This is a genomic window from Demequina lignilytica (assembly GCF_030418375.1).
In the GTDB taxonomy this organism is placed as follows: Bacteria; Actinomycetota; Actinomycetes; order Actinomycetales; family Demequinaceae; genus Demequina; species Demequina lignilytica.
Window position 1 is genome coordinate 323,815 of sequence record NZ_JAUHPZ010000002.1, and the last position, 26,259, is coordinate 350,073.

At 72.8% G+C, this 26,259-nt stretch carries 22 protein-coding genes and 1 tRNA gene; 10 read left to right on the forward strand and 13 right to left on the reverse strand.

Annotation, left to right across the window (positions count from 1 at the left end):
- Positions 1–7 precede the first annotated feature (7 nt).
- The gene (locus QQX13_RS05135) at positions 8–799 is read left to right on the forward strand and encodes a M15 family metallopeptidase (protein WP_301152821.1); all 792 of its coding nucleotides are present in this window, start codon (positions 8–10) and stop codon (positions 797–799) included.
- A gap of 192 nt (positions 800–991) precedes the next feature.
- On the opposite strand, the gene QQX13_RS05140 is transcribed toward QQX13_RS05135, so the two are convergent.
- The gene (locus QQX13_RS05140) at positions 992–1,813 is read right to left on the reverse strand and encodes a class II aldolase/adducin family protein (RefSeq protein WP_301152698.1); all 822 of its coding nucleotides are present in this window, start codon (positions 1,811–1,813) and stop codon (positions 992–994) included.
- 309 nt (positions 1,814–2,122) lie between these two features.
- On the opposite strand from QQX13_RS05140, the gene ald reads away from it, so the two are divergent.
- Positions 2,123–3,196 carry an alanine dehydrogenase gene (ald, locus tag QQX13_RS05145; protein WP_301152700.1) on the forward strand — a complete coding sequence of 358 codons (1,074 nt, stop codon included), beginning with the start codon at positions 2,123–2,125 and terminating at the stop codon, positions 3,194–3,196.
- A gap of 48 nt (positions 3,197–3,244) precedes the next feature.
- On the opposite strand, the gene QQX13_RS05150 is transcribed toward ald, so the two are convergent.
- From QQX13_RS05150 to QQX13_RS05165, 4 genes are read right to left on the reverse strand one after another with little or no spacing between them, the layout of a single operon-like run.
- Positions 3,245–4,483 carry an MFS transporter gene (locus tag QQX13_RS05150; protein ID WP_301152702.1) on the reverse strand — a complete coding sequence of 413 codons (1,239 nt, stop codon included), beginning with the start codon at positions 4,481–4,483 and terminating at the stop codon, positions 3,245–3,247.
- Positions 4,484–4,514: 31 nt separating this feature from the next.
- Positions 4,515–5,486, reverse strand: coding sequence for a fumarylacetoacetate hydrolase family protein (locus QQX13_RS05155; RefSeq protein WP_301152703.1), 972 nt, complete (start codon positions 5,484–5,486; stop codon positions 4,515–4,517).
- Positions 5,483–6,613 (reverse strand): FAD-dependent monooxygenase, encoded by a 1,131-nt coding sequence (locus QQX13_RS05160; RefSeq protein ID WP_301152705.1) that lies wholly within the window; start codon positions 6,611–6,613, stop codon positions 5,483–5,485. Before QQX13_RS05160 ends, QQX13_RS05155 begins: the two co-directional genes overlap by 4 nt.
- Before the next feature lie 23 nt (positions 6,614–6,636).
- Positions 6,637–7,623 carry a cyclase family protein gene (locus QQX13_RS05165; protein ID WP_301152707.1) on the reverse strand — a complete coding sequence of 329 codons (987 nt, stop codon included), beginning with the start codon at positions 7,621–7,623 and terminating at the stop codon, positions 6,637–6,639.
- Positions 7,624–7,746: 123 nt separating this feature from the next.
- Between QQX13_RS05165 and QQX13_RS05170 the strand changes: the two genes are divergently transcribed.
- Positions 7,747–8,685: a LysR family transcriptional regulator gene (locus tag QQX13_RS05170; protein ID WP_301152708.1), complete on the forward strand. Its 939-nt coding sequence runs from the start codon at positions 7,747–7,749 to the stop codon at positions 8,683–8,685.
- Between the two features lie 124 nt (positions 8,686–8,809).
- Here the strand turns inward: QQX13_RS05170 and QQX13_RS05175 are convergent, their stop codons facing one another.
- A complete protein-coding gene (locus tag QQX13_RS05175) occupies positions 8,810–9,826 on the reverse strand; it encodes a VOC family protein (protein WP_301121830.1) in 1,017 nt (338 codons plus the stop codon).
- Positions 9,827–10,213: 387 nt separating this feature from the next.
- On the opposite strand from QQX13_RS05175, the gene QQX13_RS05180 reads away from it, so the two are divergent.
- Complete coding sequence (locus QQX13_RS05180) at positions 10,214–11,389, forward strand: alpha/beta hydrolase family protein (protein WP_301152709.1); 1,176 nt, start codon at positions 10,214–10,216, stop codon at positions 11,387–11,389.
- A 33-nt stretch (positions 11,390–11,422) separates the two neighbouring features.
- Here QQX13_RS05180 and QQX13_RS05185 read toward each other — a convergent pair whose 3' ends face one another.
- Together QQX13_RS05185 and QQX13_RS05190 are read right to left on the reverse strand one after the other, a co-directional pair.
- Complete coding sequence (locus QQX13_RS05185; RefSeq protein WP_301152710.1) at positions 11,423–14,293, reverse strand: alpha-L-rhamnosidase; 2,871 nt, start codon at positions 14,291–14,293, stop codon at positions 11,423–11,425.
- A 103-nt stretch (positions 14,294–14,396) separates the two neighbouring features.
- The gene (locus QQX13_RS05190; protein ID WP_301121824.1) at positions 14,397–15,011 is read right to left on the reverse strand and encodes a TetR/AcrR family transcriptional regulator; all 615 of its coding nucleotides are present in this window, start codon (positions 15,009–15,011) and stop codon (positions 14,397–14,399) included.
- A 114-nt stretch (positions 15,012–15,125) separates the two neighbouring features.
- Between QQX13_RS05190 and QQX13_RS05195 the strand changes: the two genes are divergently transcribed.
- Genes QQX13_RS05195 through QQX13_RS05205 form a run of 3 tightly spaced genes read left to right on the forward strand, consistent with a single transcriptional unit; the run spans position 15,126 to position 19,142 of the window.
- Positions 15,126–16,691, forward strand: a complete 1,566-nt coding sequence (locus tag QQX13_RS05195) for an ABC transporter substrate-binding protein (RefSeq protein ID WP_301152711.1) — start codon at positions 15,126–15,128, stop codon at positions 16,689–16,691.
- A gap of 40 nt (positions 16,692–16,731) precedes the next feature.
- Complete coding sequence (gene pgmB / locus QQX13_RS05200; RefSeq protein ID WP_301152712.1) at positions 16,732–17,424, forward strand: beta-phosphoglucomutase; 693 nt, start codon at positions 16,732–16,734, stop codon at positions 17,422–17,424.
- Positions 17,421–19,142: a glycoside hydrolase family 3 protein gene (locus tag QQX13_RS05205; RefSeq protein ID WP_301152714.1), complete on the forward strand. Its 1,722-nt coding sequence runs from the start codon at positions 17,421–17,423 to the stop codon at positions 19,140–19,142. Before pgmB ends, QQX13_RS05205 begins: the two co-directional genes overlap by 4 nt.
- Positions 19,143–19,201: 59 nt before the next feature.
- Here the strand turns inward: QQX13_RS05205 and QQX13_RS05210 are convergent, their stop codons facing one another.
- Together QQX13_RS05210 and QQX13_RS05215 are read right to left on the reverse strand one after the other, a co-directional pair.
- Positions 19,202–20,407, reverse strand: coding sequence for a cytochrome P450 (locus QQX13_RS05210; RefSeq protein WP_301152715.1), 1,206 nt, complete (start codon positions 20,405–20,407; stop codon positions 19,202–19,204).
- Positions 20,408–20,444: 37 nt separating this feature from the next.
- On the reverse strand, positions 20,445–21,416 hold the full coding sequence (locus tag QQX13_RS05215; RefSeq protein ID WP_301152716.1) for a PDR/VanB family oxidoreductase: 972 nt from the start codon (positions 21,414–21,416) through the stop codon (positions 20,445–20,447).
- A 124-nt stretch (positions 21,417–21,540) separates the two neighbouring features.
- Between QQX13_RS05215 and QQX13_RS05220 the strand changes: the two genes are divergently transcribed.
- On the forward strand, positions 21,541–22,419 hold the full coding sequence (locus tag QQX13_RS05220; protein ID WP_301121812.1) for an IclR family transcriptional regulator: 879 nt from the start codon (positions 21,541–21,543) through the stop codon (positions 22,417–22,419).
- Between the two features lie 7 nt (positions 22,420–22,426).
- Here QQX13_RS05220 and QQX13_RS05225 read toward each other — a convergent pair whose 3' ends face one another.
- A complete protein-coding gene (locus tag QQX13_RS05225) occupies positions 22,427–23,158 on the reverse strand; it encodes a patatin-like phospholipase family protein (protein ID WP_301121810.1) in 732 nt (243 codons plus the stop codon).
- Positions 23,159–23,209: 51 nt separating this feature from the next.
- Here QQX13_RS05225 and QQX13_RS05230 point away from each other — a divergent pair, with 51 nt between their 5' ends.
- Complete coding sequence (locus QQX13_RS05230; protein WP_301152717.1) at positions 23,210–23,725, forward strand: hypothetical protein; 516 nt, start codon at positions 23,210–23,212, stop codon at positions 23,723–23,725.
- 37 nt (positions 23,726–23,762) lie between these two features.
- Positions 23,763–24,809, forward strand: coding sequence for a LacI family DNA-binding transcriptional regulator (locus QQX13_RS05235; protein ID WP_301152718.1), 1,047 nt, complete (start codon positions 23,763–23,765; stop codon positions 24,807–24,809).
- Between the two features lie 61 nt (positions 24,810–24,870).
- Here the strand turns inward: QQX13_RS05235 and QQX13_RS05240 are convergent.
- Together QQX13_RS05240 and QQX13_RS05245 are read right to left on the reverse strand one after the other, a co-directional pair.
- A tRNA-Arg gene (locus QQX13_RS05240) sits at positions 24,871–24,946 on the reverse strand.
- Between the two features lie 76 nt (positions 24,947–25,022).
- The gene (locus tag QQX13_RS05245) at positions 25,023–26,258 is read right to left on the reverse strand and encodes an alpha-hydroxy acid oxidase (protein WP_301152822.1); all 1,236 of its coding nucleotides are present in this window, start codon (positions 26,256–26,258) and stop codon (positions 25,023–25,025) included.
- Position 26,259: the final 1 nt, after the last annotated feature.

Sequence of the window (26,259 nt, forward strand, 5' to 3'; positions counted from 1 at the left end):
TGTGAGCATGCGCGGACCCGTGCATCGGCACCGTCCTGCGCACCCCTCGCGCCGCCAGCTCCGCATCGAGCGCACCCAGGAGATCCAGGTCCGCACCACCCATCGCCGGCGCAAGCTGCTGACGCGCGGAGGGGTCATCCTCGGCTTCCTCGGCGCGATGGTGGTGTACCCGGTGATGGGCACCATCACGCCGTACGCGAACGCCGCCGAGCAGCTTCCTGGCGTGGTCGAGGGGCAGGCCCCCACCATGTCGACCGCGATCCTCGGCGCCGGCCCGCAGTTCGAGTCCTCGGACCTGCCGCTGCCCACCGTCGACGACCAGTCCACGGTGGTCCTCACGGAGAACGACATCCCCGTCGCGTCCTCGCTGCTGCCGGAGTGCGACCCGGAGTTCGACGACACCACCTCGAACGGTCGCCTCCGGGCCGACCAGCTGTGCAGCCTCTGGGTCGCCGGCGAGCAGCTCCGCCCCGACGCGGCGCTCGCGCTCGCGGCGCTCAACGAGCAGTTCAAGACCGCGTTCGGCACCAGCATCTGCATCGCGGACTCCTACCGCAGCCTCTCCGAGCAGTACGCCACCAAGGCGTCCCGGGGGTACCTGGCGGCCAGCCCGGGCACCTCGATGCATGGCGAGGGCCTGGCGATCGACCTGTGCCGCACGCAGGCCTCGGGCGTCTACTACCGCTGGCTCTCGAACAACGCCGAGACCTTCGGCTTCTGGAACCCCGACTGGGCCAAGTGGTCGAAGTACGAGCCCTGGCACTGGGAGTACCTGCCCGGCACCGGCATCTACTGGTGACCCACGCGGGGCGCGACCCCCGCATCGTCCCGGCCCGCGACGCATCGTCGCGGGCCTTCTGCGTCCCCGACCGAGGGCGCCCCGCACCCACGCCGAAATGGAGGATCGGTGCACGAAAGCGCAGGCTTTCGTGCACCGATCCTCCATCTCGTGCACCTCAGGCGGCCTCCGAGGCGCACCGCCGGTCCCGGATCAGAGCCAGGGGGAGTCGATCGAGAACGTGGTGGCGACCCCGTTGATCTCGTCCTTGGTGAGGCCCTCGGCGCGGCCTCCGGCGACCAGGTCCATGTACTCGTACTTCGCGCCGGTCTCGGCGTACTCGACGCGATCGACGGCACGGTAGACGGAGACGTCGGACCGCGACATGGTGCCGTGCTTCGACCACAGGGTGATCTCGAAGTCGCGCAGGCCCGAGACGTTCGCGTCGCCCATCTCCTCCGAACCGGGGATGAAGAACGGCAGCACCGCGATGCCCTGTGACAGCGAGACGATGCTCTCGGGCTCCCAGCGCAGGATGGCGCGGTTCATGCGCTCGGTGTCGCGGTACGCGGGGATGTGCGAGAGGTAGGTGAGGTGCGGGGGCTGCGCGTGCACCACAGCCTGGAAGTCGACGCCGCGTCGCTCGACCTGGTCCTGGTGGACCGCGAGGTGGGAGTTGAACTCGGACGTGAGGCGGGCGAACTTGCGGGTGTTCGAGGTGTAGAGCGTGCCGGTGCGGCCGCCCTCGTGGATCTTCACCGCGCCGATCGCGGCGAGGGGCTCGGCCTCGATCTGGCGCAGGCGGCGGCCCGATCCGGTCGCGAGCACGGTGCCGCCGGCGAGCGCGGGCGCGGGGACGGGGAGCTCGATCTCCTCGGCGTTGGGGAAGTGGCGGCGGACCTCCACGTCCCATCCCATGTAGACCGAGATGTTGCCGGCGCCGGCCTCGGAGGCGTCGATCTCGCAGATGCGGGCGCCGCATTCGCCGATCTGTTCGATGATCTCGTCGAGCGTGGGCTTCGGGTCGGTGGCCACTGTGCGTCTCCTTGTGATGTGGGGCGCGGCACCTCTGTCGCGCGGTTGCGGATGGCGGTCCTCACCTCGCTCCCGCGAGGTGTTGAAACGATTCAATCATAGTCTCGGACGGGAGCGCGAGTCGAAGGTCCCGGGTGTCCGGCGCGCGGGCGGTGGTGGCCGGACTGTCCGGGATCCCGGGGCGGCTGTGGTCCTGCGCGACGGCCGCGCCGATACTGGGAGCAGAGGCGGCCGACAACCCGGGCCGCACGAGGACGCACACCGCCGTGCCCCACCCCGCACGGCGGTGTGCCCACCGAGGAGGCAGCCGTGCTGGTCGGAGTCCCCACTGAGACCAAGAACCGCGAGACCCGCGTCGCGCTGACCCCGTCGGGCGCGCACGCCCTGGTGGCGGCCGGCCACCAGGTGGTGGTCCAGCGCGCGGCGGGCGAGGGGTCCGCCTACGAGGACGACGAGTACCTGCTGGCCGGCGCCGTCCTCGGCACGGCCGCGGACGCCTGGGCGGCTGACCTGGTGCTGAAGGTCAAGGAGCCGCAGCCCGAGGAGCTCCCCCTGCTGCGCGACAACGTGCTGTTCACCTTCCTGCACCTCGCCGCCAACCCCCGCCTCGCGGACGCGCTGTGCGCCGCCGGCACCACCGCGCTGTCCTACGACACCGTCCAGCTCGACGACGGCTCCCTGCCGCTGCTCACCCCCATGAGCGAGGTCGCCGGCCGGCTCGCCGTGCTCGAGGGGGCGCACCATCTGCTGAGCCCGCAGGGCGGGCGCGGCGTGCTCCTCCCCGGCGTCCCTGGCGTGCCCGGGGCGCGGGTGACGATCCTGGGCGCCGGGGTCGCCGGATCCAACGCGGTGGGTCAGGCCGTCGCGATGGGCGCGGACGTGACCGTGCTCGACCTCTCCCTGCCGAAGCTGCGCGCGCTCGACGAGCGGTTCGGCGGCCGGGTGAGCACGGTCGCCTCGACGTCGCACACGGTCGAGGACGCCGTGCTCGGAGCTGACCTGGTGATCGGCGCCGTGCTGGTGCCGGGGCGCCCCGCGCCGACGGTCGTGAGCCACGCGATGGTGACGGGGATGCGCCGCGGCAGCGTCCTGGTCGACATCGCGATCGATCAGGGCGGGTGCCTGGAGGACTCGCGCCCGACCACCCACGACGCGCCGGTGTTCGAGGTCGAGGGCTCGCTGCTCTACTGCGTCGCGAACATGCCGGCCGCGGTCGGCTCCACCGCGACCCGTGCGCTCGCGAACGTCACGCTGCCGTACGTGCTGCGGCTCGCGTCCGGCGTCGACGCGGCGGTGAGGGACGATGCGGCGCTCGCGCGTGGCGTCAACGTCCGGGGAGGCGAGGTGGTCCACCCCGCGGTCGCCGAGGCGCTCGGCGTCTAGACGCCGCGGGAGGGGGCCGGGTGGGACCCGACCCCCTCCCGCGTGCCGTCAGGCGGCGGCGACCGGGGCCGTCGCCCCCGCCGGACGGGCGACGACGACCGCCGTGAGTCCCGCCGCGACCAGCGCGCCCACGCCGACCACACCGACGGCGGCCGGCAGCGACCCGACGCCGCCGACGATGCCCTGCATCACGAGCGGCGTGAGGAACTGGCCCAGGAAGAAGGCCATGGTCCACAGGCCGGTCACGCGCCCGCGCTCCTCGAAGCGCAGCGGCGCGATGGTCCACGTGACCAGGGTGGGCAGCAGCAGGCCCGAGCCGGCCGAGGCGATCGCCGCGCCGATCCCGACGCCGATGAAGGCGGTGCCCATGAGCGCGATGACGGCCATGCCGATCGCCTGCAGCCCGAACGCGATCGGCAGCAGCACCTTGGGCGTGAGCCGCGCGATGCGGGCGAAGGTGAACGCGCCCGCCGCGGTGGCGAGAGAGGCGACCGCCGCGACCGCGCCGATGGTACGGGTGTCCTCGGGCGCGACGCCGGTGCCGACCACCAGGTAGCTCGCCTCGATGATGAGCACGTAGAACGAGAAGCCGCCGAACAGCGTGACGGCCAGCGGCAGCGCGATCCGGCCCCAGGGGATCCGGACCTTGACGCCCTCGGCGACGTGGGTGTCGGTGGAGTCGTGCCGGCTCGGCTCCCACAGCCCGCCGATCATCAGCACGCCGATCACGGCCGCGATCGTGTACACCCAGAACGGCGTGTGCCAGCCGCCGACGCCGAGGGCGCCGCCGATCGCGATGAACACCGTGGCGCCCAGGGTGGTGACCACCGTCTGGAGCCCCAGGTACTTGTTGCGGCGCCGCTCCTCGTGGAAGTAGTCGACGATCAGCGTGGTGCAGACCGTCATGATGGCGGCCTCGAAGACACCCACGAGCACGCGGCTGATGAGGATGGACTGCAGGGTGGTGAGCAGCGCGGGCGCGGCACCCGCGAGCGCGTAGGCGAACATCGCGATGATCAGCAGCGGCTTGCGCCCGAGGCGGTCGACGATCTGCCCCGCGAACGGCGCGAACACCGCGATCATGAGCGCGGGGATCGCGACGATCATGGGCACCAGCACCTCGGCGCCCGGCTGACCGCCGAACTCCGCGGAGAGCTGGGGAAGGATCGGGGTGATGAGCACGGAGCCCATCACCGGCATGCAGCTGCCGGCGAGCAGCAGGGCTGCCTGCCAGCCGCCGGCGCGTCGGGCCGGCGCGGTGGCGCCGGCGGTGGTCTGACTCGTCATTGAATCTCCCGGGGTGAGAAGGGCGGTGAGATCACCGCGATCGCACGCGCGGACGCGTGCGGGCGGCGGGCAGGGCGACGGGTGCCTGCGGCGTCCCGACGGTCCCTCGGAGCTCGCCGATGCCCTCGACCCGGAGGACCACGGTGTCCCCCGGACGCAGCGGCTCCGGTGCGAGGCCGCCGGTGCGGCCCCAGAGCTCGGCCAGGCAGCCGCCGTTGCCGGCGGTGCCCGAGCCGAGCACGTCGCCCGGGACGATGCGAGAGTCCCGGGACGCGTAGGCGGCCAGCTCCGCGAAGGGCCAGCCCATGTTCGAGAGGAGATCGTGGCCGATGCGCTCGCCGCGCACCCAGGCCTCGACCTCGAGGGCGAGGAAGCCGTCGGCGTCCTCGTACGGAGCGAGCTCGTCCGCGGTCACGATCCACGGGCCGAGCGAGGTCGCGAAGTCCTTGCCCTTGCACGGCCCGAGCCGGACCTTCATCTCGCGCCCCTGGACGTCGCGCGCGGACCAGTCGTTCATGATCGTGTAGCCGACGATGTGCCGCCTCGCGGTCTCCACGTCGAGGTCGCTGCCGTCGGAACCGTCGACGCCGCCGATGACAGCGGCGACCTCGAGCTCGAAGTCGAGCCGCGCGCTGACCGGCGGGCGCACCACCGCGCCGTCCGCGCGGAGGGTATGCGGGTTGGTGAAGTAGAAGGTCGGGAGCTCGTACCACTCGGGTGCCACATGGCTCGCACCGTCGACGGCCGCGGTCACGCCCTCGACGTGCTCCTCGAACGCCACGAAGTCGCGCACGGTGGGGGCGTCGACAGGCACCACCAGCTCGACCTCGGCGAGCGGGCGCGCCGCGGCCGTATCCGCCCAGCCGGCGACCTCGTCGAGCCGGTCGAGGCCCGCCGCGAGGGCGTCCGCGACGGTACGGCCGGCGCCGAAGGGCACCGCCGCATCGTCCCGGATCACGCCTTCCTCGACGGTGCCGTCCGCGCTCCAGCGCGCGAGCCTCACGCCGGCACGCTCACCGTGCGTGCCACGGTCCCGACCAGGCCGGGGATGTCCGCGTCGCGGCGGCCCTCGAGCAGCCACTGACCCAGCTGGACCGAGGACCTGACCACCAGCGTGGCGCGCTCGACGCGGCGGTCGTGGAACTCGTCCCACATCGCCTGGTCGATGGGCCCGCGCAGGATCAGCTCGCCGAGCACCTCGGCGTCCTCGAGCGCCTGGGCGGCGCCCTGCGCGATGGTGGGAGGGCACGAGTGGGCGGCGTCGCCGATCACCACGGTCCGGCCGCGGTTCCAGGCACCCTCGATCACGTGCTCGGTGAACCAGGTGTAGTTGACGTGCGAGGCGGTCGAGAGATTCTCACGGATCGCGTTCCAGGGGCCGTCGTAGGCCATCGACTGGCCGCGCATGATCTCCACGGCCTGCTCGTCGGTCACGTCCGTGTGCTCCTGCGCGTCCTCGACCAGGAACGCGTACATCGAGTCCTCGCCGGTGGGCGTGTAGCCCGCGATGTACATCGGGCCGCCGTAGTAGAGCTCGGTGTGGGCGACCTCCGCGGGTCGCGGCACGAACGCGCGCCAGATGCCCATGCCCGTGCGGCGCGGGTGGAGGTCGATGCCCATCGCGGCGCGCACCGTCGAGTGCAGGCCGTCGGCCCCGACCAGCAGGTCGTACGTGCCGGCGGGTGCGCCGTTGACCTCGACGTCCACATCAGTGTCGCGCGTGGTGCAGCCCGTCACCTCGGAGGAGTGGTGCAGCCGGGCGCCCGCGGCGACCGCGGCGTCCGTGAGGATGCGCGCGAGGTCGGGGCGGTACATGCCCATGCCGGCGGGGAAGTCGGGTCCGCCCATGCCGATCTCCGGCATGTCCGCCACGACGGGTGCGCCGGGTCCGGGGGCGCGCAGCGTGAGGCCGTTGAAGGCGTAGCCCGCCTCCTGGATCCGGTCCCAGACCCCGAGGTGCCCGAACGCCCGCAGCGCGTTGCCCTGGAGCGTGATGCCGGAGCCGAGCGCGCTCACGCAGTCGGCCTTGTCGAACATGTCGACCTCCACCCCGCCGCGGGCGAGCTGGATGGCGAGCGCGGTGGCGGCGACTCCGCCTCCGGCGATGGCGACACGCGTCGTTGCGGTCATGATGGGGTCCCTTCCTTCCGGGGTTAGAGCAGGGCGATGGGGTTGACGGGGGAGCCGACCGCGCCGGTGATGCGCAGCGGCGCGGCGACCATGAGGAACTCGTAGCGCGACGATGCGGCGCACGCCTCGGCGAGCGTGTCCAGGTCCCACATCTCGCCGATCGTGAGGCCCATGTGGGGGATCACCACCTGGTGCAGCGGCTGGAACGCGGGCTCGAACTCGTTGGGCCTGACCTCGAAGCCCCAGGTGTCGGTGGCGATCGCGGCGATGTTGCGCGCGTGCAGCCAGGGCGCGGTGGTGAAGGACAGCCCGGGCGCGGCGCCGCCGGCGTAGTCGCCCCAGCCGTCGCGGCGCGCGCGGGTGAGCTGTCCGGTGCGGACGACGACGATGTCACCGGCGCCGACCGTGGAGGTGGGCCCCTGGGCGGCGATGCAGGAGTCGAGGTCGGCGGCGGAGATCGCGTAGCCGTCCTCGAGCTCGCCGGCGTCGGGGCGCAGGTGGCGGCCCAGGTCGAGCAGCACGCCGCGCCCGGTGATGAGCGAGGCGGCGTTCTCGATGCCGGTGACGCCGTCGCCGAGCGAGGTCACCACGTCGCCGGCGCGACGTCCGTTCCAGGCCGCGCCGTGGTCGAAGATGTGCCCGAGCCCGTCCCACTGCGTCGAGCACTGGAGCGGCATCGCGATCACGTCGTCCGCGCCGCCGATCCCGTGGGGGAAGCCCTGGACACCGGCCTCGGCGTCGGTGCCGGTGTCGAGCATCGTGTGGACGGGGTTGGTCCGGCGCCGCCAGCCCTTCTGCGGGCCGTCCATGTCTAACGGCAGCGACAGCGAGATCGACTCCCCGGTGCGGACCAGCGCCGCGGCGCGCGCACGCGCCCGGTCGTCGATGAGGTTGAGGGTGCCCACCGCATCGTCCTCGCCCCAACGGCCCCAGTTGCTGACCGCGCGGGCGGTCGCGGCGATCGCGGCCTCCGGATCGCGCGGATCGAAGCCTGCGGCCTGGACGAGCATGTCCCTCCCCGTGGACGCATCGTCGCGTCCGTGCCCCAGTCAATCGCGAGTCAGCGCATCAGCACAGACGAATCGACCGATGAGCGGTATCCGTGCCGCCGATACGGTGGCTAGGCTCGGCCCATGGACCTGCGCAACCTCGACATGAATCTCCTGCTGCCGCTCCACGCGCTGCTCGAGGAGCGCAGCGTGTCGCGGGCGGCGCAGCGCCTGAGCCTCAGCCAGCCGGCGCTCTCGGCCTCCCTCGCGAAGCTCCGCAGGCTGTTCGGCGACGACCTCCTGGTGCGCCACGGCAACACCTACGAGCTCAGTCCCCTCGCGGTCTCGCTGCGCGAGCGCACCTGGACGGCCGTGCAGACCATGGACCGCCTGTTCTCCGCGCAGGCCGAGTTCGACCCCGCGACCAGCACCCGTGACTTCCGGATCCTGGGCGCCGACTACGCCTTCCGCATCGCCGGCCGGGAGATCTCGCTCGCCGTCTCCGCGGCGGCCCCCCACGCGCGGCTCACGTTCGAGACCCTGGCCCGCGAGACCCTCGAGGGGGCGCCGGAGTCGCTGCGCGACTGCGACGGCATGATCCTGCCGCACGGCTTCATCGGCTCGGAGCGCTACCTCGACATCCTCGAGGACCGGTGGGTGGTGGTCGCGGCGCGCGCCAACCCGGAGCTGGGTGAGACTCTCACGACCGACGACCTGGCGTCGCGGCCGTGGGTGCTCGCGATGAACCGCACCACGTCGTACACCCCCGCCGTGCGGCAGATGCAGACGCTCGGCATCGAGCCGCGGGTCGCGGTGGTGACCCCGAGCTTCGCCACGCTTCCGGCGCTGGTGGCCGGTACCGACCGGATCGGGCTGCTGCAGGAGCGCCTGGCGCTCGCGGTCCAGGATCTCCACGACCTGCGGATCCTCGACTTCCCCGTGCCCATCGCGCCCATCAAGGACGCGTTCTGGTGGAACGCGGTCTACGACGCGGACCCCGGCCACCAGTGGCTGCGATCCGTGCTCGCGCGGGTCGCGGAGGAGATGCGTCTGCCCGGGGGCGTCGACGCCGCGGGTGCCTGAGCGCCCGCCGCGAGTCCGGCATCGTCCCGCCCGAATCGTCCGATGCTGCAGCCGGAGACGCCGACGGCGGCGCCCCGGGGCCGGAGGAGGTGGCCCGGGACGCCGCCGTCGGCGCGTGTGCGGCTCAGCCGTTGCCCTGCTTGGCGTACGGGTTGAACAGCGCGTCCTTGATCTCGTCGGGCACGCCCTCCTCGGTGGCGGAGGGGCCGTCGGCGGCGGGGAACGACTCGGTCATCGACATGGGCATCTGCGAGTTCTTGTAGAAGTTGTTCGAGCCCAGCGACGGGGTCCAGGTCTGCGGCTCCCAGTCCGGCACGTAGTTGCGGTAGCCGCCCGTGTTGAGCTCGATGCGGAGGCTCGACGGCTCGCGGTAGTAGAGGAAGTTCTGCTCGCCGATGCCGTGGATCGACGGGCCGTACTCGATCGGGACGCCGTTCTCGAGCAGCGAGTCAGCGGCCTGCAGCAGGTCCTCGCGGGTGTCGACCCAGAAGGCGTAGTGGTTCATGCGGCCGGCACGGGTCGAGCCGTCGAGCACCACGCCCAGGTCGTGCGACTTCTCGTTGGTGGTGATGACGGAGAACACGGAGATCGGGGCCTCGTCGAGCACGGTGCGCGCCATGATGCGGAAGCCCAGCACGTCGCGGTACCACTGCGCGAAGGCGTCCACGTCGGACGTCGCGATGGTGATGTGGTCGAGCTGGCGCGGCGCGCCCAGGTGGCGGCTGCGGCGCTGCGGGCGGTCGGGGTAGGCGGACGCCTTGTCGCCGGTGGCCTTGTAGTGCTCCACGTCCCAGTGGAGCGTCATCGAGTGGCCCCACGGGCCGACGAACTCGAACGCCTTGCCGATCCGGTTGCCCTCGATCCAGGTGCCCTCGATGCCGGCCTCCTGGATGCGGCGGGCCGCCTCCTCGAGCGCCTCGGGGCTGGTCGTGCGCCACGCCATGGTGGACAGCGACGGCTCCGGGCCCGGGCGCAGCACCACCGAGTAGCGGTAGTAGTCGCCCCAGCAGCGCAGGTAGACGTCGTCGCCGATCCGGTCCACGACCTCGAGCCCGACGTGCTCCTCGTAGAACCTCACCGACGCCTCGACGTCGGGGCACGTGACGGCCACGTAGGACAGGTGCGACAGCAGAGAGATCATCGTTGACCCTTTCCGTTCCCTCCGGCGGCGTTGCCGGAACGACTCCCACTGTGGACGCGGCCGCCGATATCAGGGAAGCGGAATCTGGCGATGCCACACATCAGTGCCGCTGATTGCTTCCGGGGACCCCCACCCACTCCTCCCCGGACGCTCCGCACGGATCTCCGGGCGACACGCCGTCCGGGAGGGACGATGCGGGGGTTCCGCCCCGCGTGTCGCCTCCGGATCCGTGCGGAGCGTCCGCGAGGGGGGAGGGGTGGAGGGGTGGAGGGGTGGCGGCGGGGTATCGGCGGGGTCGATGGTGGGCATCGTCAGAATCGGCTGTGCGGATGGTTCGCCGCTCCCTAGGGTGGACGCGACGCAACGACGCGAGCGAGGTGGACCCCCATGTTCATGTACTTCCCGACCAACTACGTGTGGAGCATGGCGGCGGTCGCCTCGCTCAACTGCGGCGGGTACATCGACGAGGTCGACCGCGCGTGCAAGCCGGTCCTCGAGGCCTCGCGCAACGGCGACGACGTGGGCACCGACCTCCTCTACGCGTCCTGGGAGGCCGTCGCCGACCGCCTGATCGCGTCGGCGGAGGAGGACGTGCGCCTCGGACGCCGCATCAACGCGGGCGACAAGTACTACCGAGCCAGCCTGTACGTCTCCCAGGCGGAGCGCCTCCAGTCCCCGCAGTGGGAGGGGCGCAAGGCCGCGTATCAGAAGTCGATCGACCTGCTCCTGACGCACGTGGAGCTGTCCGGTGCGCCCTTCACCACCGTGGAGATCCCCTACGAGGGCGCGAGCCTGCCGGGCTACTTCTACGCCGCCGACCCGGCCGCGGTGCCGGCGGGCGCCAAGGCGCCGGTGGTCATCCAGTGGAACGGGCTCGACTCGACCAAGGAGATGATGTACTACTCGCAGTTCCCCCAGATGCTGGCCCGGCGCGGCGTCTCGACGCTGATGGTCGACACCCCCGGATCCGGCGAGGCGCTGCGGATGCGCGGCCTGCAGGCCCGCTACGACACCGAGGCCTGGGCCGCCGCCTGCGTCGACTACCTCGAGACCAGGGACGATGTGGACCTCGCGAAGGTCGGCCTGGTGGGCTGGTCGCTGGGCGGCTACTACGCGCCGCGTGCCGCGGCGTTCGAGAAGCGCATCTCGCTGGTGGTCGCCTGGGGCGCGAACCACGACTGGGCGGCGGTCCAGCGCCGCCGCGTCGAGCGCGAGGGTGAGAACCCCGTGCCGCACTACTGGAAGCACGTGTTCTGGGTGTGGGGCGCCTCCGACCTGGACGACTTCATGGAGCGCACCAAGGACATGCACCTCGACGGGGTGGCCGAGCGGATCACGGTGCCGTTCCTCATCACGCATGGCGCGAACGACCGCCAGATCCCGGTGGCGATGGCGCACCGCAGCTACGAGCAGGCGGTCAACAGCCCCAAGCGCGAGCTGCGGATCTTCGACGAGCCCGAGGGCGGCACGGAGCACATCTCGATCGACCACATGGCCTATGTCGCCGCGTACATCTCCGACTGGGTCAGCGAGACGTTCGCGGAGCTCGGGTCGGAGGGCTGACTCCTCGGCGGATCCGGCCCTCCGACCCGCGGCTCACAGCCGCCAGTGGTCGGGACCGCAGGGCTCCAGGCCGCGCTGCACGTTGATCGCGTCGAGCTCGGCACCCATCGCGGCGACCTGCTCGGGCGAGCACATGGGCAGGCCCGTGCGGAGCGTCGTGTCCGCGCGCCAGCGGCCGTTGTCGATCCAGCCGAAGCCGATGAAGTAGCCCACGCGCCCGAACACGCCCTGCAGGCGACCGGTCACCTCGGGGTCCCAGGCCATGATGGACAGCGGGGTGTCCATGGTGAACGGCGCGGGCGCGGCCGCGGGCGCGCCCAGCGGGACGCTCCACTCGTGCGCGCCCGAGCCCACCCGCTGCTCGGGCATCCCGGGCAGGTCGACCACGGCCTCGGCGTTCGCCGGCACCGCGGCGGTCACGCGCATCGTCCCGTCCTCGAGACGCCAGGACACCTCGAAGCGCCCGTGGACCGACTCGAGCGCCGTCGAGGCGGAGGTGAGCGCGCCGCCGGGGCGCGGCGCGATGCGCGCGACGCGGTAGCCGGGCTCGAGCGGGCTGAGGCCCGCGATGTCGCGGTGCATCCAGTCCGCGACAGCGCCCAGGGCGTAGTGGTTGAAGCTCGTCATCTCGCCCGGGTTGACGCTGCCGTCCGGCATCATCGAGTCCCAGCGCTCCCAGATGGTGGTCGCCCCCATGGTGACCGGGTACAGCCAGGAGGGGCAGCCGGTCTCCGCGAGCAGGCGGTGCGCGACGTCGCGGTGACCGGTGGAGGCGAGCGCGTCGCACAGGAGCGGCGTGCCCACGAATCCGGTGCGGATACGGAACGCGTGCGCCACCGTGAGCTCGGCGAGGCGGTCGCCGGCCTTCGCGAGGCGCTCGTCGCCGTCGAGCAGGCCGAACGTGATCACCAGGGCGTACGCGGTCGGGGCGTCGGACAGCACGCGGCCTTCGGGCGTCACGTACGCGGCGAGGAAGGCCGCGCGGGTGCGGGCGGCCGCGGCGGCCCAGCGCTCGGCGTCGTCCGTCCTGCCCAGCACCGTGGCGGCGCCGGCCATCGCGGTCAGGGTCTTGTGCAGGTAGGCGCTCGCGACGATGTCCTGGTCGGTCTTCGCGGCCGCCGGGTTGTGCGGGGGAGCGGTCGGGTCGAGCCAGTCGCCGAACTGGAAGCCGCCGCGCCACAGGCCCTGCTCGTCCGCCACGGCCAGCACGGCCTCCGCCCACGCGGTCATGGACGCGTACTGCCGCTCGAGCAGCCCGGCGTCGCCGAGGGCGAGGTGGAGGGCCGGCGGGACCAGCGTCGCGGCGTCCGACCAGGCGGCGGCCGGCAGCACCGGGCTGCGGTGGGCGGGGTTCGGCACGATCATCGGCACCACGCCCGCGTTGCGCGCCTGCTCGGCCTCGACGTCCTTGAGCCAGGAGCCGAGCATGCCGCCGCAGTCGTACAGGAAGGACGCGGTGGGCGCGAACACCTGGATGTCGCCGGTCCAGCCCAGGCGCTCGTCGCGCTGCGGGCAGTCGGTGGGCAGGGAGACGAAGTTGCCGCGCATGCCCCACACGACGTTCTGGTGGAGCTGGTTGAGCAGCGGGTCCGAGGACTCCCACCAGCCGGTGCGGCGCATGTCCGTGTGGATCACCACGGCCTCGACGGAGGCGAGCGCCTCGAGCGAGTCGATGCCCTCGATCTCCGCGTAGCGGAAGCCGTGGAAGGTGAAGCGGGGGGCGAAGTCGACCGTGCCCGAGCCGCCCACGACGACGGTGTCGACGTTGGCCGCGTGGCGCAGCGCGCGGATCGCGAGCTCGTCGTTCTCGAGCACCTCGGCGTGATGCAGCGTCACGACGGTGCCCTCGGGCGCCGTCGCGCGCACGTGCATCCAGCCCACGAGGTTCTGGCCGAAGTCGAGGCGGATCCGGCCGTTCTCGCGCATCTCGCTGGCGACGGGCGCCACCGTCTGGATCCGGCGCACGGGCGGCGCCGCCGCGGGCTCGAGCCGCTCGCGAGGAGCGTCGACCACGACCACGGGCGCGGCGTCCGCGAATGCGGGGGCGCCGCCGACGATGCGTGTGAGGCCACCGTCGGGGCGGCGGTCGTCGCGGCGCTCGCCCTGGTAGATCGACGCCGAGGAGGTCGGGCCCGTGTAGGTCGCGAGCCAGGTCGCGTCCGTCCCGTGGGTCTCGACGGTGCCGTCGGCGTACTCGAGGCGCACCTGCATGAGCAGCGCGGTCGGACCCTCGTACGCGACGCGGAAGTCGCCGTCGAAGCCGAAGCGCTCGCGGTGCCAGCCCTCGGCGACCTCGGCGCCGACCAGGTTGTCGCCCTCGACCATCAGCGCGGTGACGTCGGTGGTCTGGAGCAGCAGGCGGTCCTCGTAGGAGGTCCAGCCCGGCGCGAGCACCTCGTCGGTGGCGACGGTGCCGTTGACGACGGGCTCGTAGACACCCAGCGCCGTCGCCGTGAGCACCGCCCGTGAGAGGCCGTCGCGCACCTGCACCACTCCGGCCGCGCGCAGGGTCGGGCGGTCGCCCGCCAGGTCGGCGGGCTCCTCGGGCTGCTTCGCGGCGGTGATGAACGATGCGGTGACGTCGGCGGGTGCCAGCGGCCCGGTCAGGACGGGCACCGGCTCGCTCCACGCCGTCTCGTCGCCGCGGGTGGACCGCGCTCGGACGCGCAGCGCGGCTGCGGTGAACGGCGCGAGCGGGGGGAACGGCCAGGCCACCGCCGCGGAGTCGCGTCCCGTCACGGTCGTGATCGAGGCCGTGCCCGCGATGGTGAGCTCGAGGTCGGCCGACTCCTGGAGCCAGCCGTCGTGAGCGTCGGTCACGGTCCACGACACGGTCGGCCGGGGGGTGGAGCGGAAGGCGGGGGAGCCCCTCCCGTCGAGCCACAGCTCAGCGATGAGCGCCATCGGTACTCCTTGGAGTTGGGTGCTGAATGATTGTTCAGAATTGATGAGGAAAGTCTCCCATGAGGCGTCCGGCGGCCGGTGGGCCGCCGGTCCCGGCCCGAGGTCAGAGCGGGACGGACACCAGCTGCTGGATCGAGGTGCGGAGGTCGCCGACGGTGTCCACCCGATCGGGGTGGTAGAGCCACTGCAGCTGCAGCCCGTCGAGCACCGCCACCAGCGTACGGGCGGCGTGCCCCGGCTCGACCCCCGGCCGCAGGAGGTCCTGGTCGCGCAGCGCCAGGAGCGACACGTGCGCCTGCTCGATCAGCCAGTCGTATCGTCCCGCGAAGTAGGCGTGCGCCGGATGCCCGGCGGCCGTCGCCTCGGCGGCGAGCACCGAGTACAGCTGGATCATGCCTGGTTCCTCGACGTTGTCCCGCACCAGGTCCACGAATGCGCGGAGGTGGGCGATGCCGGCGGGCTGGCCCTCCGTCCGCCGCGTGAACCGCTCGCGGCTGCGCTGGTCGCGGAGGTCGAGCACCGCCTCCAGCAGGTCGATCTTGGAGCCGAAGTGGAACAGCACGCCGGCCTGGCTGATCCCGACCTTCGCCGCGATCGCGCGCAGCGAGCCGTTCTCATAGCCGTGCTCCGCGAACACGACCGCCGCGGCCTCGAGGATCTCGCTGCGACGACCGGCGGTCTTCGCGTACGAGCCGCGCGCGGCGGTGCCTGAGGTCATGCGCGCACCGTACCATCGGCGAAAACTAACCACCTATTCAGTATCTGTGCTACCGTCGGTGCCGCACCGGTTCCTGGAGGGGCCAGGGGACCCGAGACAGACAGAGGAACAACGATGTTTCGTACCGCCGCCGTGATCGCATGCGCCGCCGCCGGCGTCCTCACCCTCGCCGCCTGCTCCTCCGGCGCCGACGCCGCGGTCGAGGTGCCGGCCATGCCGGCGGCCTCCGGGGGCTCCGACGCTCACGCCGCGCTGCTGCGCCTGGGCATGGTCGACGCGCCGGGCGAGGCCGGGTTCGTCGCCAGCCAGATGGCCTTCGCCACCAAGTCCGTCTACGGGCAGGCCGTCTACGACACGCTCGTGCGCGCGACCGCGGCCAACAAGCTCGAGGCGGGCCTCGCGACGGGGTGGGAGTACGACGAGACGAGCACGGTGCTGACCATGCGCCTGCGCACCGACGTGCGGTTCTCCGATGGGGCCCCGTTCACGGCCGACGCCGCGGTGCAGAACCTCCTGCGGTTCCGTGACGGAGGCTCGCAGAACGCGTACTGGCTCGCGTCGGTCGCCGATGTCGTGGCTCTCGACGAGTCGACCATCCAGCTCACGTTGAGCGCGCCCGACCCGGTGCTGCTGCTGCAGCTGTCGCGGTCCGCGGGCTACATGGAGTCGCCGGCGTCGTTCGAGGACCCGGCGCCTGTCGGCACGGGCCCCTACCTGCTCGACGCGGAGGCCTCGGTCGCCGACGAGACGTACGTCTACGTGGCCAACCCCGAGTACTGGGCACCCGAGTTCCAGCACTACGACCGGATCGAGATGTCGGTCTTCGAGGAGCCCGAGCCGTTGATGGCCGCGTTCCTGGAGAACCGCCTCGACGCCGGGCTCTACAACGGCTACGACGGCTTCGAGCAGATCGAGGGGGCCGGCTACACCGCCAACGACTTCATGCTCGACTGGACCGGCCTGCTGCTGTACGACCGCGCCGGCGAGGTCAACCCGGCGCTGGCCGACGTGAACGTGCGGCGCGCGATCAACTTCGCGTTCGACCGGGAGGGCATGCTTGCGACGCTCAACGGTGGCCGGGGCGAGGTCACCACCCAGATCTTCGGCATCCACACCGACGGCTACAACGGTGCGCTCGACACCGTCTACGACTACAACCCCGAGAAGGCGCGCGACCTGCTGGTCAAGGCCGGCTACCCGGAGGGCTTCGAGCTCGAGATGCCCTCGGTCTCGTGGATCCCCGCCGCCGTCTTCGAGTCGATGGCGGCCCAGCTGGCCGACATCGGCATCACGGTGGTCTACACCGACGAGCCGGACTACATCGCGGCGATCACGCAGCCCCGGTACGCCGCGGTGTCCTTCCAGCTCGAGCAGCCCGCCACGCCGTGGGAGACCTACGTCAACGCGCTGTTCCCGGGCGTGGCCGAGGCTGGCGTCGGTCCCGCGCCGTGGAACCCGTTCGGCTCGACCGACCCGTTCATCGAGCGGATCGTCGCCAAGTTCCAGGCCGGCGACCCCGGCGCCGCCAAGGAGCTGAACAACTACATGGTGGATCAGGCGTGGTTCGCGCCGTTCTACCGCAACCTCTCGGTGTTCTACACGGGCGGCTCGACCGCGGCGACCCTGCAGGTCGGCAACGCGTACCCGGCGCTGTGGAACATCGTCCCGACGGGCGCCTGACCGGCCCGCCCCCGCCCACCCGTACGACGGAAGGACCCTCATGACCGCCCATGCCGCCCTGTTCGACCTCGACGGGGTGATCGTCGACACCGCGGTGCATCACTTCGCCGCCTGGCGGGAGACCGCCGCCGAGCTCGGCTTCACCCTCGCCGACCGGGACGAGGAGCTCCTCAAGGGCGTGGGCCGCATGGATGCCCTCCGGATCGTGCTCGAGATCGGCGGGGTGGAGGTCGACGACGCGACCGCCGCACGGCTCGCGGCGGAGAAGAACGCCCGCTACGTCGAGGCGATCGCGTCGATCACGCCCGCCGACATGCTCCCCGGCGCCCGCGACTGCCTCGAGGCGCTGCGCGCCCAGGGTGTCCGCACGGCGCTGGGCTCGGCGAGCCGCAACGCCCCGATGATCCTCGACGGCCTGGGGATCCGCGACCTGTTCGACGCCGTCATCGACGGCTCCGTCGTCACCGAGGCGAAGCCCCACCCGCGGGTCTTCCTCGCGGGGGCGGAGGCCCTGGGCGTCGCGCCCGCGGACTGCGTGGTCTTCGAGGATGCGATCGCCGGCGTGCGGGCCGCCAAGGCCGGCGGCATGCTGGCGGTAGGCATCGGCGACCCCGCGGTGCTCACCGAGGCGGACGCCGTCATCCCCGGACTCCACGCCGTCGACGCGCTCGCGTCGCACGGCATCACCTTCGCGGGCGCGCCCGCCCCTGCCACCGAGGAGATCTCCGCATGACCACCCCGACCCGGGTCCGGCTCGACGCCGCACCGTTCCACCTGGACGCCGCGGCGCAGGAGTGGGTGACGTCCACCCTCGCGGGCCTCACCACCGAGCAGAAGGTGGGACAGCTGTTCTGCCTGCTCGCCATGCCCGGCACCACCGAGCAGATCGACGCGGAGCTCGCCGTCGCCGAGCCGGGCGGCTACATGCGCCGCCCGTCGCTCAGCACCGAGATCATCGAGCTGAACCGCTACATCCAGGACCGCTTCACCGTGCCCGCCCTGATCGCCGCGAACCTGGAGGCGGGGGCGTCCGGCGCGGCCTTCGACCAGACGTCGATGGGCTCGCCGATGCAGGCGGCCGCCACCGACGACGAGGCGTGGGCCCACCGCATGGGCGAGGTCTGCGCGGTCCAGGGTCGCGCGATGGGCGTCAACTGGGCGTTCTCGCCGATCATCGACATCCAGACCGACCCGCGCAACCCGATCGTGCTCAACCGCGGCTTCGGCGCGGATGCGGAGCGCGTCCGCCGGATGGGCGTCGAGTTCGTCACGGGGCTCCAGGAGAACGGCGTCGCCGCCTCGGTCAAGCACTGGCCCGGCGACGGCGTCGACGACCGCGACCAGCACCTGGTCACCACCGTCAACTCCCTGAGCACCGAGGAGTGGGACGCCACGTTCGGCGAGGTCTACCAGGCCGTCATCGACGCGGGTGCGCTCACCGTGATGGCCGCGCACATCTCGCTGCCCGCCTACTCCCGCGCGCTGCGTCCCGGCATCGCCGACGAGGACATCCTGCCCGCGTCGCTGGCTCCCGAGATCACGACCGACCTGCTGCGCGACCGGCTCGGCTTCAACGGCCTGGTGGTCACCGACGCGACGCTGATGGCGGGCATGCAGATGTCGATGCCGCGCGCCCAGGCCGTGCCCCGGTCGATCGCCGCCGGCTGCGACATGTTCCTGTTCACCGACGGGTACGCCGAGGACTTCGCCCACATGCTGGCCGGCCTCGAGGCGGGCGTCATCACCGCCGCGCGCCTCGACGAGGCCGTGACCCGCGTGCTCGCGCTCAAGGCCGCGCTCGGCCTGCACGCCGCGACCGCCGCGGAGCTCACCCCGGGGCTCGAGGGCGTGAACCGCGGGATGCACGAGGGCTGGGCCGCCCAGCAGGCGGATGCGGCCGTCACCCTGGTGAAGGACAAGGAGGAGGGGCTGCTCCCGCTGTCACCGGAGCGCACCCCCCGGGTGCTGGTGTACTCGCTGCGCGGCGGCGCGATGCCGTCCACCCGCCCCGCCGAGGCCCTCGTGGACGCGCTCGCCCGCCGCGGCTTCGAGGTCACGCTGCACGAGGACCCGCCGCGCGAGGCCACGATGTTCGGCGCGGTCGGCCGCGACGGCGCCGTCGTGGGCGACGCGCTCACGGACCACTTCGACCTGGTGATCTACGTGGCCGACGTGCCGCCCACCTCGAACCACCCGACGGCCCGCCTCGAGTGGACCTTCTGGACCGCGGCCAACCTCCCGCGCTTCACGCACGAGGTCCCCACCATCGTCGTCTCGGTCGCGAACCCGTTCCACCTGCAGGACGTGCCCCGCGTGAAGACGTACATCAACGCGTACGCGGGCAACCCCGCGACGCTCGAGGCCGTCGCCGCGAAGCTCACGGGCGAGAGCGAGTTCCGCGGGATCGACCCGGTCGACCCGTTCATGGGCTACTGGGACGCGCGCCTGTAGCCGCGCATCGTCCCGCCGCTCCGGCTCGTCCTGCCTCCGCAGGACGAGCCGGACCCGTCTCAGGCGAGCGTCACCTCGACCGGCACGCTCTCGAAGCCGCGCAGGGTGTTGTTCGGGTGGTGGACCACCGGCCCGGTGAGGTCGATGCGTGCGACCCGCTCGAGCAGCGCGCCCAGCACCGCGGTCGCCTCCAGGCGCGCCACGTGCTGGCCCACGCATTGGTGGATCCCCATGCCGAAGCCGACGTGGCCCGAGGGGTCGCGGTCCAGGTCGAACGCGTCGGGACGCTCCCAGCGGCGCGGGTCGCGGTTCGCCGCGCCCAGGAACATCAGCACCTTGCGGTCGGCCGGCAGCGTGATGCCGGCGATGGTGGTCGGCACCTTGGTGGTGCGGAAGAAGGTCTGCACCGGGGACGCCAGGCGCACGGCCTCCTCGAAGGCGCGGGGCAGGAGCTCGGGGTGCGCGCGCAGCCGCTCCCACGCGCCCGGCGTGGTCGCCACGGCGTGCACCACGGCGGCGATCCCGGTCACGGTGGTGTCGACCCCCGCCGTGAGCAGGGAGCGGACCATCAGCGGCGCCTGCTCGGGTGTGATGTCGCCGTGGTCGGACGCCTCCCAGATCTGGCACCCGAACCCGCCGTCGGCGAGGTTCTCGCGGCGGCACTGCTCGCCGATCCACTCGATGGTCGGGCCGATGGTGGGCGCGGCCTTCGCGACCAGGCCCTCCTGAGGGCCGAACGCGTTGAACGCGAAGTCGCCGTAGGGCAGGAGGTTCTCGCGCCCGTCGGGTCCCAGCCCGACGGCGTCGGGGAACACGCGCAGGGGGAACACCTCGGCGAGAGCGGTCACGGCGTCGAAGGCGGTGCCGCGGGCGAGCACCTCGTCCACCAGCGTGTGCGCGTCCGCCCGCCAGCGTTGCTCGAGTGCGCGCAGGCTCCGCGGCGAGAGGATCTCCTGCAGCACGTGCCGCGGGGCGTCATGCTTCGGCGGGTCGGCCTCGAGCAGCACGCTCGGCGGCCGCCACGGCTTCTCGTGGTTGAAGTTCGACAGCCCGACGCCTGCCGCGGACTGCAGCGACTGCCAGTCCGTGAGCGCGCGGTGCACGTCCGCGTACCGCCCGATCGCGTGGACGTCGTGGCGCTCGAGGTGGACCACCGGGGCCATCTCGCGCAGCTCGGTGACGAACGGCCAGGGGTCGGCGAGGAACTCGGGGGAGAAGGGGTCGACGTCCGAGGTCGGGATCGTGGTGTCGATGGCGGCGGTCATGGGATTCCTCCGGAGGGACGATGCGGGGGCAGGGGGATCAGACGTCGAGGACCAGGCGGGAGTCGAGGCAGCGGCTCACGCAGGGGAGCAGGCAGGTGCCCTCCGCACGGGTCCGCTCGTCGAGGACCGAGTCACGGTGGTCGGGGCGTCCGTCGACCACGTCGGTCTCGCAGGTGCCGCACACGCCCTGCGCGCAGGAGGTGATGACGTCGACGCCGACCCGGCGGAGCGCGTCCACCACCGTCTCGTGCTCGCCGACCGTGGCGGCGGCGCCGGAGCGGGCCGCGATCACCTCGAAGGCGCGGGAGGGGCGGTCGTCGAGCCGGGCCACGAACCGCTCGACGCGGGGGGCGTGCTCGAGGGCGGGCGCCCAGGCCTCGACCGCGTCCAGGAGCCGCTCCGGGCCGCACGCGTAGACGCGCACCGCGGGGTCGGTGGGGATCCACGCGTCGAGGTCGGCGCGGCCGTCCGTGTCCTTGCAGTGCACGGTGATCCGGCCGGAGTGGCGCGCGAGCTCGCGGAGGTACGCCAGGTGGGCGTGGCTGCGGCCCAGGTAGAGGAGGTGCCAGTCCGTCCCGAGCAGCTCGGCCTGCTCGATCATCGGGATCAGCGGCGTGATGCCGATGCCGCCGGCGACGAAGAGCTGGCGCGCGGACGGAGCCATCCGGAAGTTGTTGCGCGGTCCGGCGAACGTGAGGGTGTCGCCCTCGCTGACGTGCTCGTGGATGTACCGGGATCCGCCGCGTCCCGCGGGGTCGAGCAGCACGGCGATGGTGTACGTGTCCGCGTCCCAGCGGTCGCCGCAGAGCGAGTACTGGCGGCTGCGACCATCGGGCAGCACCAGGTCGATGTGGGCGCCGGGAGCCCAGTCGGGCAGCCGTCCGCCGTCGGGTCGGCGGAGCACCAGCTCCACCACGTCGTCGGCGACCTGGTGGCGGCGCGCCACGGTGACGGTGCGGACGCCGGCCTGGGCCGGGGCCTCGGGAGCGAGGGGTTCTGCGGTGAGCACGTGGCCTCCTTGCCGGTGCGCGATCGTCGTTGATCGACTCCGACGGTAGGCCGCGCATCGTCCCTCCCGGGAGCGATCCTTCCATTCAACGGAAGGTCGGGTACGGTGGGCCGGGAGGCACGCGATGGCGCGAGGTTCGGCGGGGAGGTCCGCGCTCAGCAGGCACCTGCGCGTCCTGGGAGCCTTCGGGCCCCTCACGGGCGATCTCACGCTCAGCGAGATCGCCGCCGCGGCGGCGCTGCCCTTGTCCACCGCGCATCGTCTGGTCGCCGAGCTCGCCGAGGAGGGCCTGCTCGAGCCGGTCGGTGACCGGCGCTACCGGCCCGGTCTGCGGCTGTGGGAGCTGGCGACCCGGACGCCCGGCGCGGCGGGCCTGCGGGAGCTCGCCCGGCCCTGGATGGGCGTGGTGCATGCGCGGCTGCGCCAGCACATCCAGCTGGGCGTGCTCAGCGGGCACGACGTGCTCTTCATCGAGCGCCTCTCCGCGCCCGACGCCGTGGTGAACGCCACGCTGATCGGCGCGCGTATCGCGTTGCCCCTCAGCTCGAGCGGCCTGGTGCTGCTCGCTCACGCGCCGGAGGCGCTGCTCGACGAGGTCGCGGCGGGGCACTGGTCGCGGCCCACGGCGCGCGCGATCGCGGACGCGCGCGAGCTGCGCGCCCGGGTGGCCGACGCGCGGCGCGACGGCTACGCGGTGCTCGACGGCGCGATCCACGAGGCCTCCCGCGGCATCGCGGTGCCCGTGATCGACTCGACCGGGCGGGTGCACGCGGCGCTCGGCGCGGTGGTGCCCATCGATGAGACGCCGGTGCGTCCCGCGATCGAGCTGCTCACCGTGGCCGCGGCGGGGATCGCGCGCTCGCTCGAGGCGACCGCTGGCGGAGCCGCCGCCCGGCCCGGACGCCCGCTGCGCCCGCTGCTCGCGACCTCGCGCGCGACGCTCGCCTACTTCGAGGAGCTCGGCGTCGACACCGTGCTCGAGCTGCGGGCCCACGACGACTGAGCGCCGCTCACTCCTCCAGCGCCGCCTCGGTCGCCGCGCGCCCGGCCTCCACCACGCGGTCGAGGTCCTTGGTCTGCCACCACTGGCGGCCGCGGAGGTTCGGCGCGATCGCCAGCACGTCGGGCCGGGCCTCCAGCGCACGCAGCGCGGCCGCGCTCGAGTAGCCCGGGACGTCCCACTCGGGCGCGACCCTGACCGCGATCACGGGGGACGCGCCCATGTCGAGGGCGGCCTGGAGCGGCACGTTGGCGATCAGCCCGCCGTCGGCGAGCCGGCGGCCGTCGATGCGGACCGGCCGGAACACCCCCGGGACGGAGATGGAGGCGCGCAGGGCGTCGATCAGCGAGCCGCGGTCGAACACCCGCGCCGTGCGCGACGCGAGATCCGTCGCGACCGCGACGAACGGCATCGGCATGTCCTCGATCGCGACGTCCCCGCCGATCAGGCCGGTGACCGACGCGCGCAGCGCCTCCGCGTCGAGCAGCCCTGCGCCCGGGCGGCGCGGCACGCGCGCCACGTCGGTCCAGCGGATGCCGAGCAGCAGCTCCTCGAGCCGGTGCGGGTCGATCCCCATCGCGTAGGCGGCGCCGACGAGCGCGCCCGACGAGGTACCCGCGATGTAGGCAGGGGTGATGCCACGCTCCTGAAGCACCTGCAGGACGCCGATGTGCGCCCCGCCGAGCGTGCCGCCGCCGCCCAGGGCCAGCCCCAGGGCGGGCGCGTCCCTCAGGTCGATCACGAGCCCACTGTAGGCGCGGAAGGCGCGTGACCGCCCCGTACGCTGGTCGCCATGCCGCAGCCCCCTCAGCCCGCCGAGAAGCCCGTCGAGCCGCCGCGCGCGTGGTGGCCCGTCGCGGTGGCCGCGGGCGTCGCCCTGCTGGTGGTGATCGGCGCGGTGGTCGTGTCGAACCTGCGGCAGGGCTACAGCGCGGGTCAGGCCGATGCGGTGAGGGCCTGCGAGGACGCCTACGGGGCGCAGGCGGCCTCGGGCGAGGCCCAGCCGACCATCCAGGCCGGCGACGTCTACTCGGCCGCCGACTGGCGCGACTACTACGGCCTCCTGCGCCAGCAGGGTGCGCTCGACAGCCCGGTCGCCGACCTCCCCGAGGACCGGGTCGCCGCGCTCGACGACGCGGCGGACGCCCTCGCCGCCGAGGGCCGCGACCACGTCACGGTGGTGTGGTGGCTGTCGAGCGAGGAGCACCTCGTGTGCGAGGTCGACGTCGAGGGCGACCGCGCGGTCGCCGACTCGGTGGCACTGCACCCGCTCGAGGCGCCCGAGGTGTCCGAGACCGCGGGCGAGTAGCGGGGTCGGGGCGCGTCCGGCGCCCTAGAGTGTGATCGTGGACGAGCGGGCGAGCGGCCGCCGCACCGGGGCGGCACGGTCGAGCATGGCGGACGTCGCCGCGCGCGCCGGCGTGTCCAAGGGCACGGTGTCGCACGTGCTCAACCACCCGGAGCGGGTGGCCCCCGAGACCCGGGAGCGCGTCGAGCGGGCGATCCGCGAGCTGAGCTTCATCCCGCACGGCATGGCGCGATCGCTCGCGGTCGGCACCTCGCCGGCGGTGGGGCTGGTGCTCTCGGACGTGGCGAACTCCCTGTTCCGGGAGATCGCGCGAGGCGTCGAGACGGTGGTCGACGAGCGCCAGGCCTTCGTGCTGCTGACCAACACCTACACGGACCTTGCGAAGGAGCGCCGCTACCTCGCGATGTTCGAGTCCATGCAGACGCTCGGCACGATCGTCGCGATCAACAACGACCGTCACTTCCGGAGCCTGGTCGCGCATCACCGCGGGGAGCGGCCGCTGGTCTTCGTCGACTTCCACGGGGACGGCGTCGATCGGTGCTCGGTCCACGCGAACAACGTCGAGGGCGGCGCGCTCGCGGCGCGGCACCTGGTGGAGATCGGGCGCCGCCGCCTGGCCGTGGTCGCGGCCCCGCGCGAGCTCCAGCCCGTCGACGAGCGTCTCGAGGGGTTCGAGGACGCGCTCGCGGGCACCGGCGCGTCGATCGTGGCGCGCGCCGAGGTCGACGGCGTGCGCCGGTCCGACGGCTGGCTGGTCGGCCAGGAGTGGCGGTCGCGTATCGAGGCGGGCGAGATCGACGGGATCTTCGCGATGGCGGACCTGGTCGCCGCGGGTCTCGCCCAGGCCCTCACCGCCGGCTCCTCCCTGCGGATCCCCGAGGACGTCGCGCTGATCGGCTACGACGACAACCAGGAGGCGTGGGACAGCCCCACCCCGCTCACGACCGTCCGGCAGCCCGGCGCGGCGATGGGCGAGGAGGCCGCCGCCATGCTCTTCGAGGAGGCGGAGGACCCCGATCACCGTCATCGAGCGGTGGGCATGGCGCCCAGCCTCGTGGTGCGCGCCAGCACCGTCGGCGCCTGATCGGACGCCGGGACGACGAAGGCCCGCCGCCAGCGAATACGCTGGTAGCGGGCCTTATCTGTGGCGCCCCCGACAGGAATCGAACCTGCGACCTACGGTACCGGAAACCGGCGCTCTATCCGCTGAGCTACGGGGGCCCGCCCGGACAGGTCCGGGCCGAACGAGGATACCAGCCGGGCGGGGGGAGGCAGTACCCCGCCCGGCCGGTCTCCCCTAGGAGGAGCGCACCGGCACCAGCCGCTGCAGCTGCGTGACGTGATCGGGGTTGAGCTCCGCCACCGAGGCGACGCCCAGGAGCTTCATGGTCCGCACCACCTCGGTGCTGAGGATCTGGATCGCCCGGTCGACGCCCTCGCGGCCGCCGGCCATGAGCCCGTAGAGGTAGGCGCGGCCCACGAGCGTGAAGTCGGCGCCGCAGGCGAGCGCCGCGACGATGTCGGCGCCCGCCATGATCCCCGTGTCGAGCACGATCTCGGTGCGGTCGCCCAGCTCCGCCGCGACCGAGGGCAGCAGGCGGAAGGGGATCGGGGCGCGGTCGAGCTGGCGCCCGCCGTGGTTGGACAGGACGATGCCGTCGACGCCCCGGTCGACCACGGCCTTGGCGTCGTCGAGCGTCTGGATGCCCTTGACCGCGACCTTGCCGGGCCACTGGTCGCGGATCCACTCGAGGTCGTCGAAGTCGACCGTGGGGTCGAACAGCGAGTCGAGCAGCTCGCCGACCGTGCCGTTCCACTCGCTCAGCGAGGCGAAGGTCAGCGGCTCGGTGGTGAGGAAGTTGATCCACCACTCCGGGCGCGGGATCGCGTTCAGCACCGTGGACGGGGTCAGCTGCGGCGGGATGGTGAACCCGTTGTAGTAGTCCCGCAGGCGCGCACCCGCGGCGGGTACGTCGACCGTCACCAGCAGGGTGTCGAAGCCGGCGTCGGCCGCGCGGGCCATCAACTGCATCGACTTGTCGCGGTCCTTCTGCATGTACAACTGGAACCAGTTGCGACCGTCGGGGTTCGCGTCGCGCACCCCCTCGGGGGCCGTGGTGCCGAGCGTCGACAGGGAGAAGGGGATCCCGGCCGCGCCCGCGGCCGAGGCTCCGGCGCGCTCGCCCTCGGCCTGCATCATGCGGGTGAAGCCGGTGGGCGCGATCCCGAACGGCATCGCGGAGCGGCCACCGAGGATCTCGACGGACGTGTCGACCTGCGACACGTCGCGCAGGATCGCCGGGTGGAACTCGATGTCGCGGAAGGCCTGGCGAGCACGCGCGAGCGACAGCTCCTGCTCGGCCGCGCCGTCCGTGTAGTCGAACGCGCCCTTGGGGGTGCGCCGCTTCGCGATCGCCCGCAGGTCCGCGATCGTGTGCGCCTTCGCGAGGCGCCGCGCGCGGCCGTCGGTCTCGAGCTTCTTGAAGCGCATGAGCGGCGCGAGGTCCGCCGGCCGGGGGATCCGGCGCTCCATC

Bases quoted from the DNA above. Each gene is read 5' to 3' on its own strand.
- QQX13_RS05165 (WP_301152707.1), bottom strand. From the start codon at position 7,623: ATGCTCGTCCAGGCCGCAGGCTTCGATCCGCGCGATCCGGAGGCCGCG.
- QQX13_RS05135 (WP_301152821.1), top strand. From the start codon at position 8: ATGCGCGGACCCGTGCATCGGCACCGTCCTGCGCACCCCTCGCGCCGC.
- QQX13_RS05150 (WP_301152702.1), bottom strand. From the start codon at position 4,483: ATGACGAGTCAGACCACCGCCGGCGCCACCGCGCCGGCCCGACGCGCC.
- QQX13_RS05195 (WP_301152711.1), top strand. From the start codon at position 15,126: ATGTTTCGTACCGCCGCCGTGATCGCATGCGCCGCCGCCGGCGTCCTC.
- QQX13_RS05245 (WP_301152822.1), bottom strand. From the start codon at position 26,258: ATGGAGCGCCGGATCCCCCGGCCGGCGGACCTCGCGCCGCTCATGCGC.
- QQX13_RS05160 (WP_301152705.1), bottom strand. From the start codon at position 6,613: ATGACCGCAACGACGCGTGTCGCCATCGCCGGAGGCGGAGTCGCCGCC.
- QQX13_RS05190 (WP_301121824.1), bottom strand. From the start codon at position 15,011: ATGACCTCAGGCACCGCCGCGCGCGGCTCGTACGCGAAGACCGCCGGT.
- QQX13_RS05230 (WP_301152717.1), top strand. From the start codon at position 23,210: ATGCCGCAGCCCCCTCAGCCCGCCGAGAAGCCCGTCGAGCCGCCGCGC.
- QQX13_RS05185 (WP_301152710.1), bottom strand. From the start codon at position 14,293: ATGGCGCTCATCGCTGAGCTGTGGCTCGACGGGAGGGGCTCCCCCGCC.
- QQX13_RS05180 (WP_301152709.1), top strand. From the start codon at position 10,214: ATGTTCATGTACTTCCCGACCAACTACGTGTGGAGCATGGCGGCGGTC.
- QQX13_RS05175 (WP_301121830.1), bottom strand. From the start codon at position 9,826: ATGATCTCTCTGCTGTCGCACCTGTCCTACGTGGCCGTCACGTGCCCC.
- QQX13_RS05170 (WP_301152708.1), top strand. From the start codon at position 7,747: ATGGACCTGCGCAACCTCGACATGAATCTCCTGCTGCCGCTCCACGCG.
- QQX13_RS05210 (WP_301152715.1), bottom strand. From the start codon at position 20,407: ATGACCGCCGCCATCGACACCACGATCCCGACCTCGGACGTCGACCCC.
- QQX13_RS05205 (WP_301152714.1), top strand. From the start codon at position 17,421: ATGACCACCCCGACCCGGGTCCGGCTCGACGCCGCACCGTTCCACCTG.
- QQX13_RS05220 (WP_301121812.1), top strand. From the start codon at position 21,541: ATGGCGCGAGGTTCGGCGGGGAGGTCCGCGCTCAGCAGGCACCTGCGC.
- pgmB (WP_301152712.1), top strand. From the start codon at position 16,732: ATGACCGCCCATGCCGCCCTGTTCGACCTCGACGGGGTGATCGTCGAC.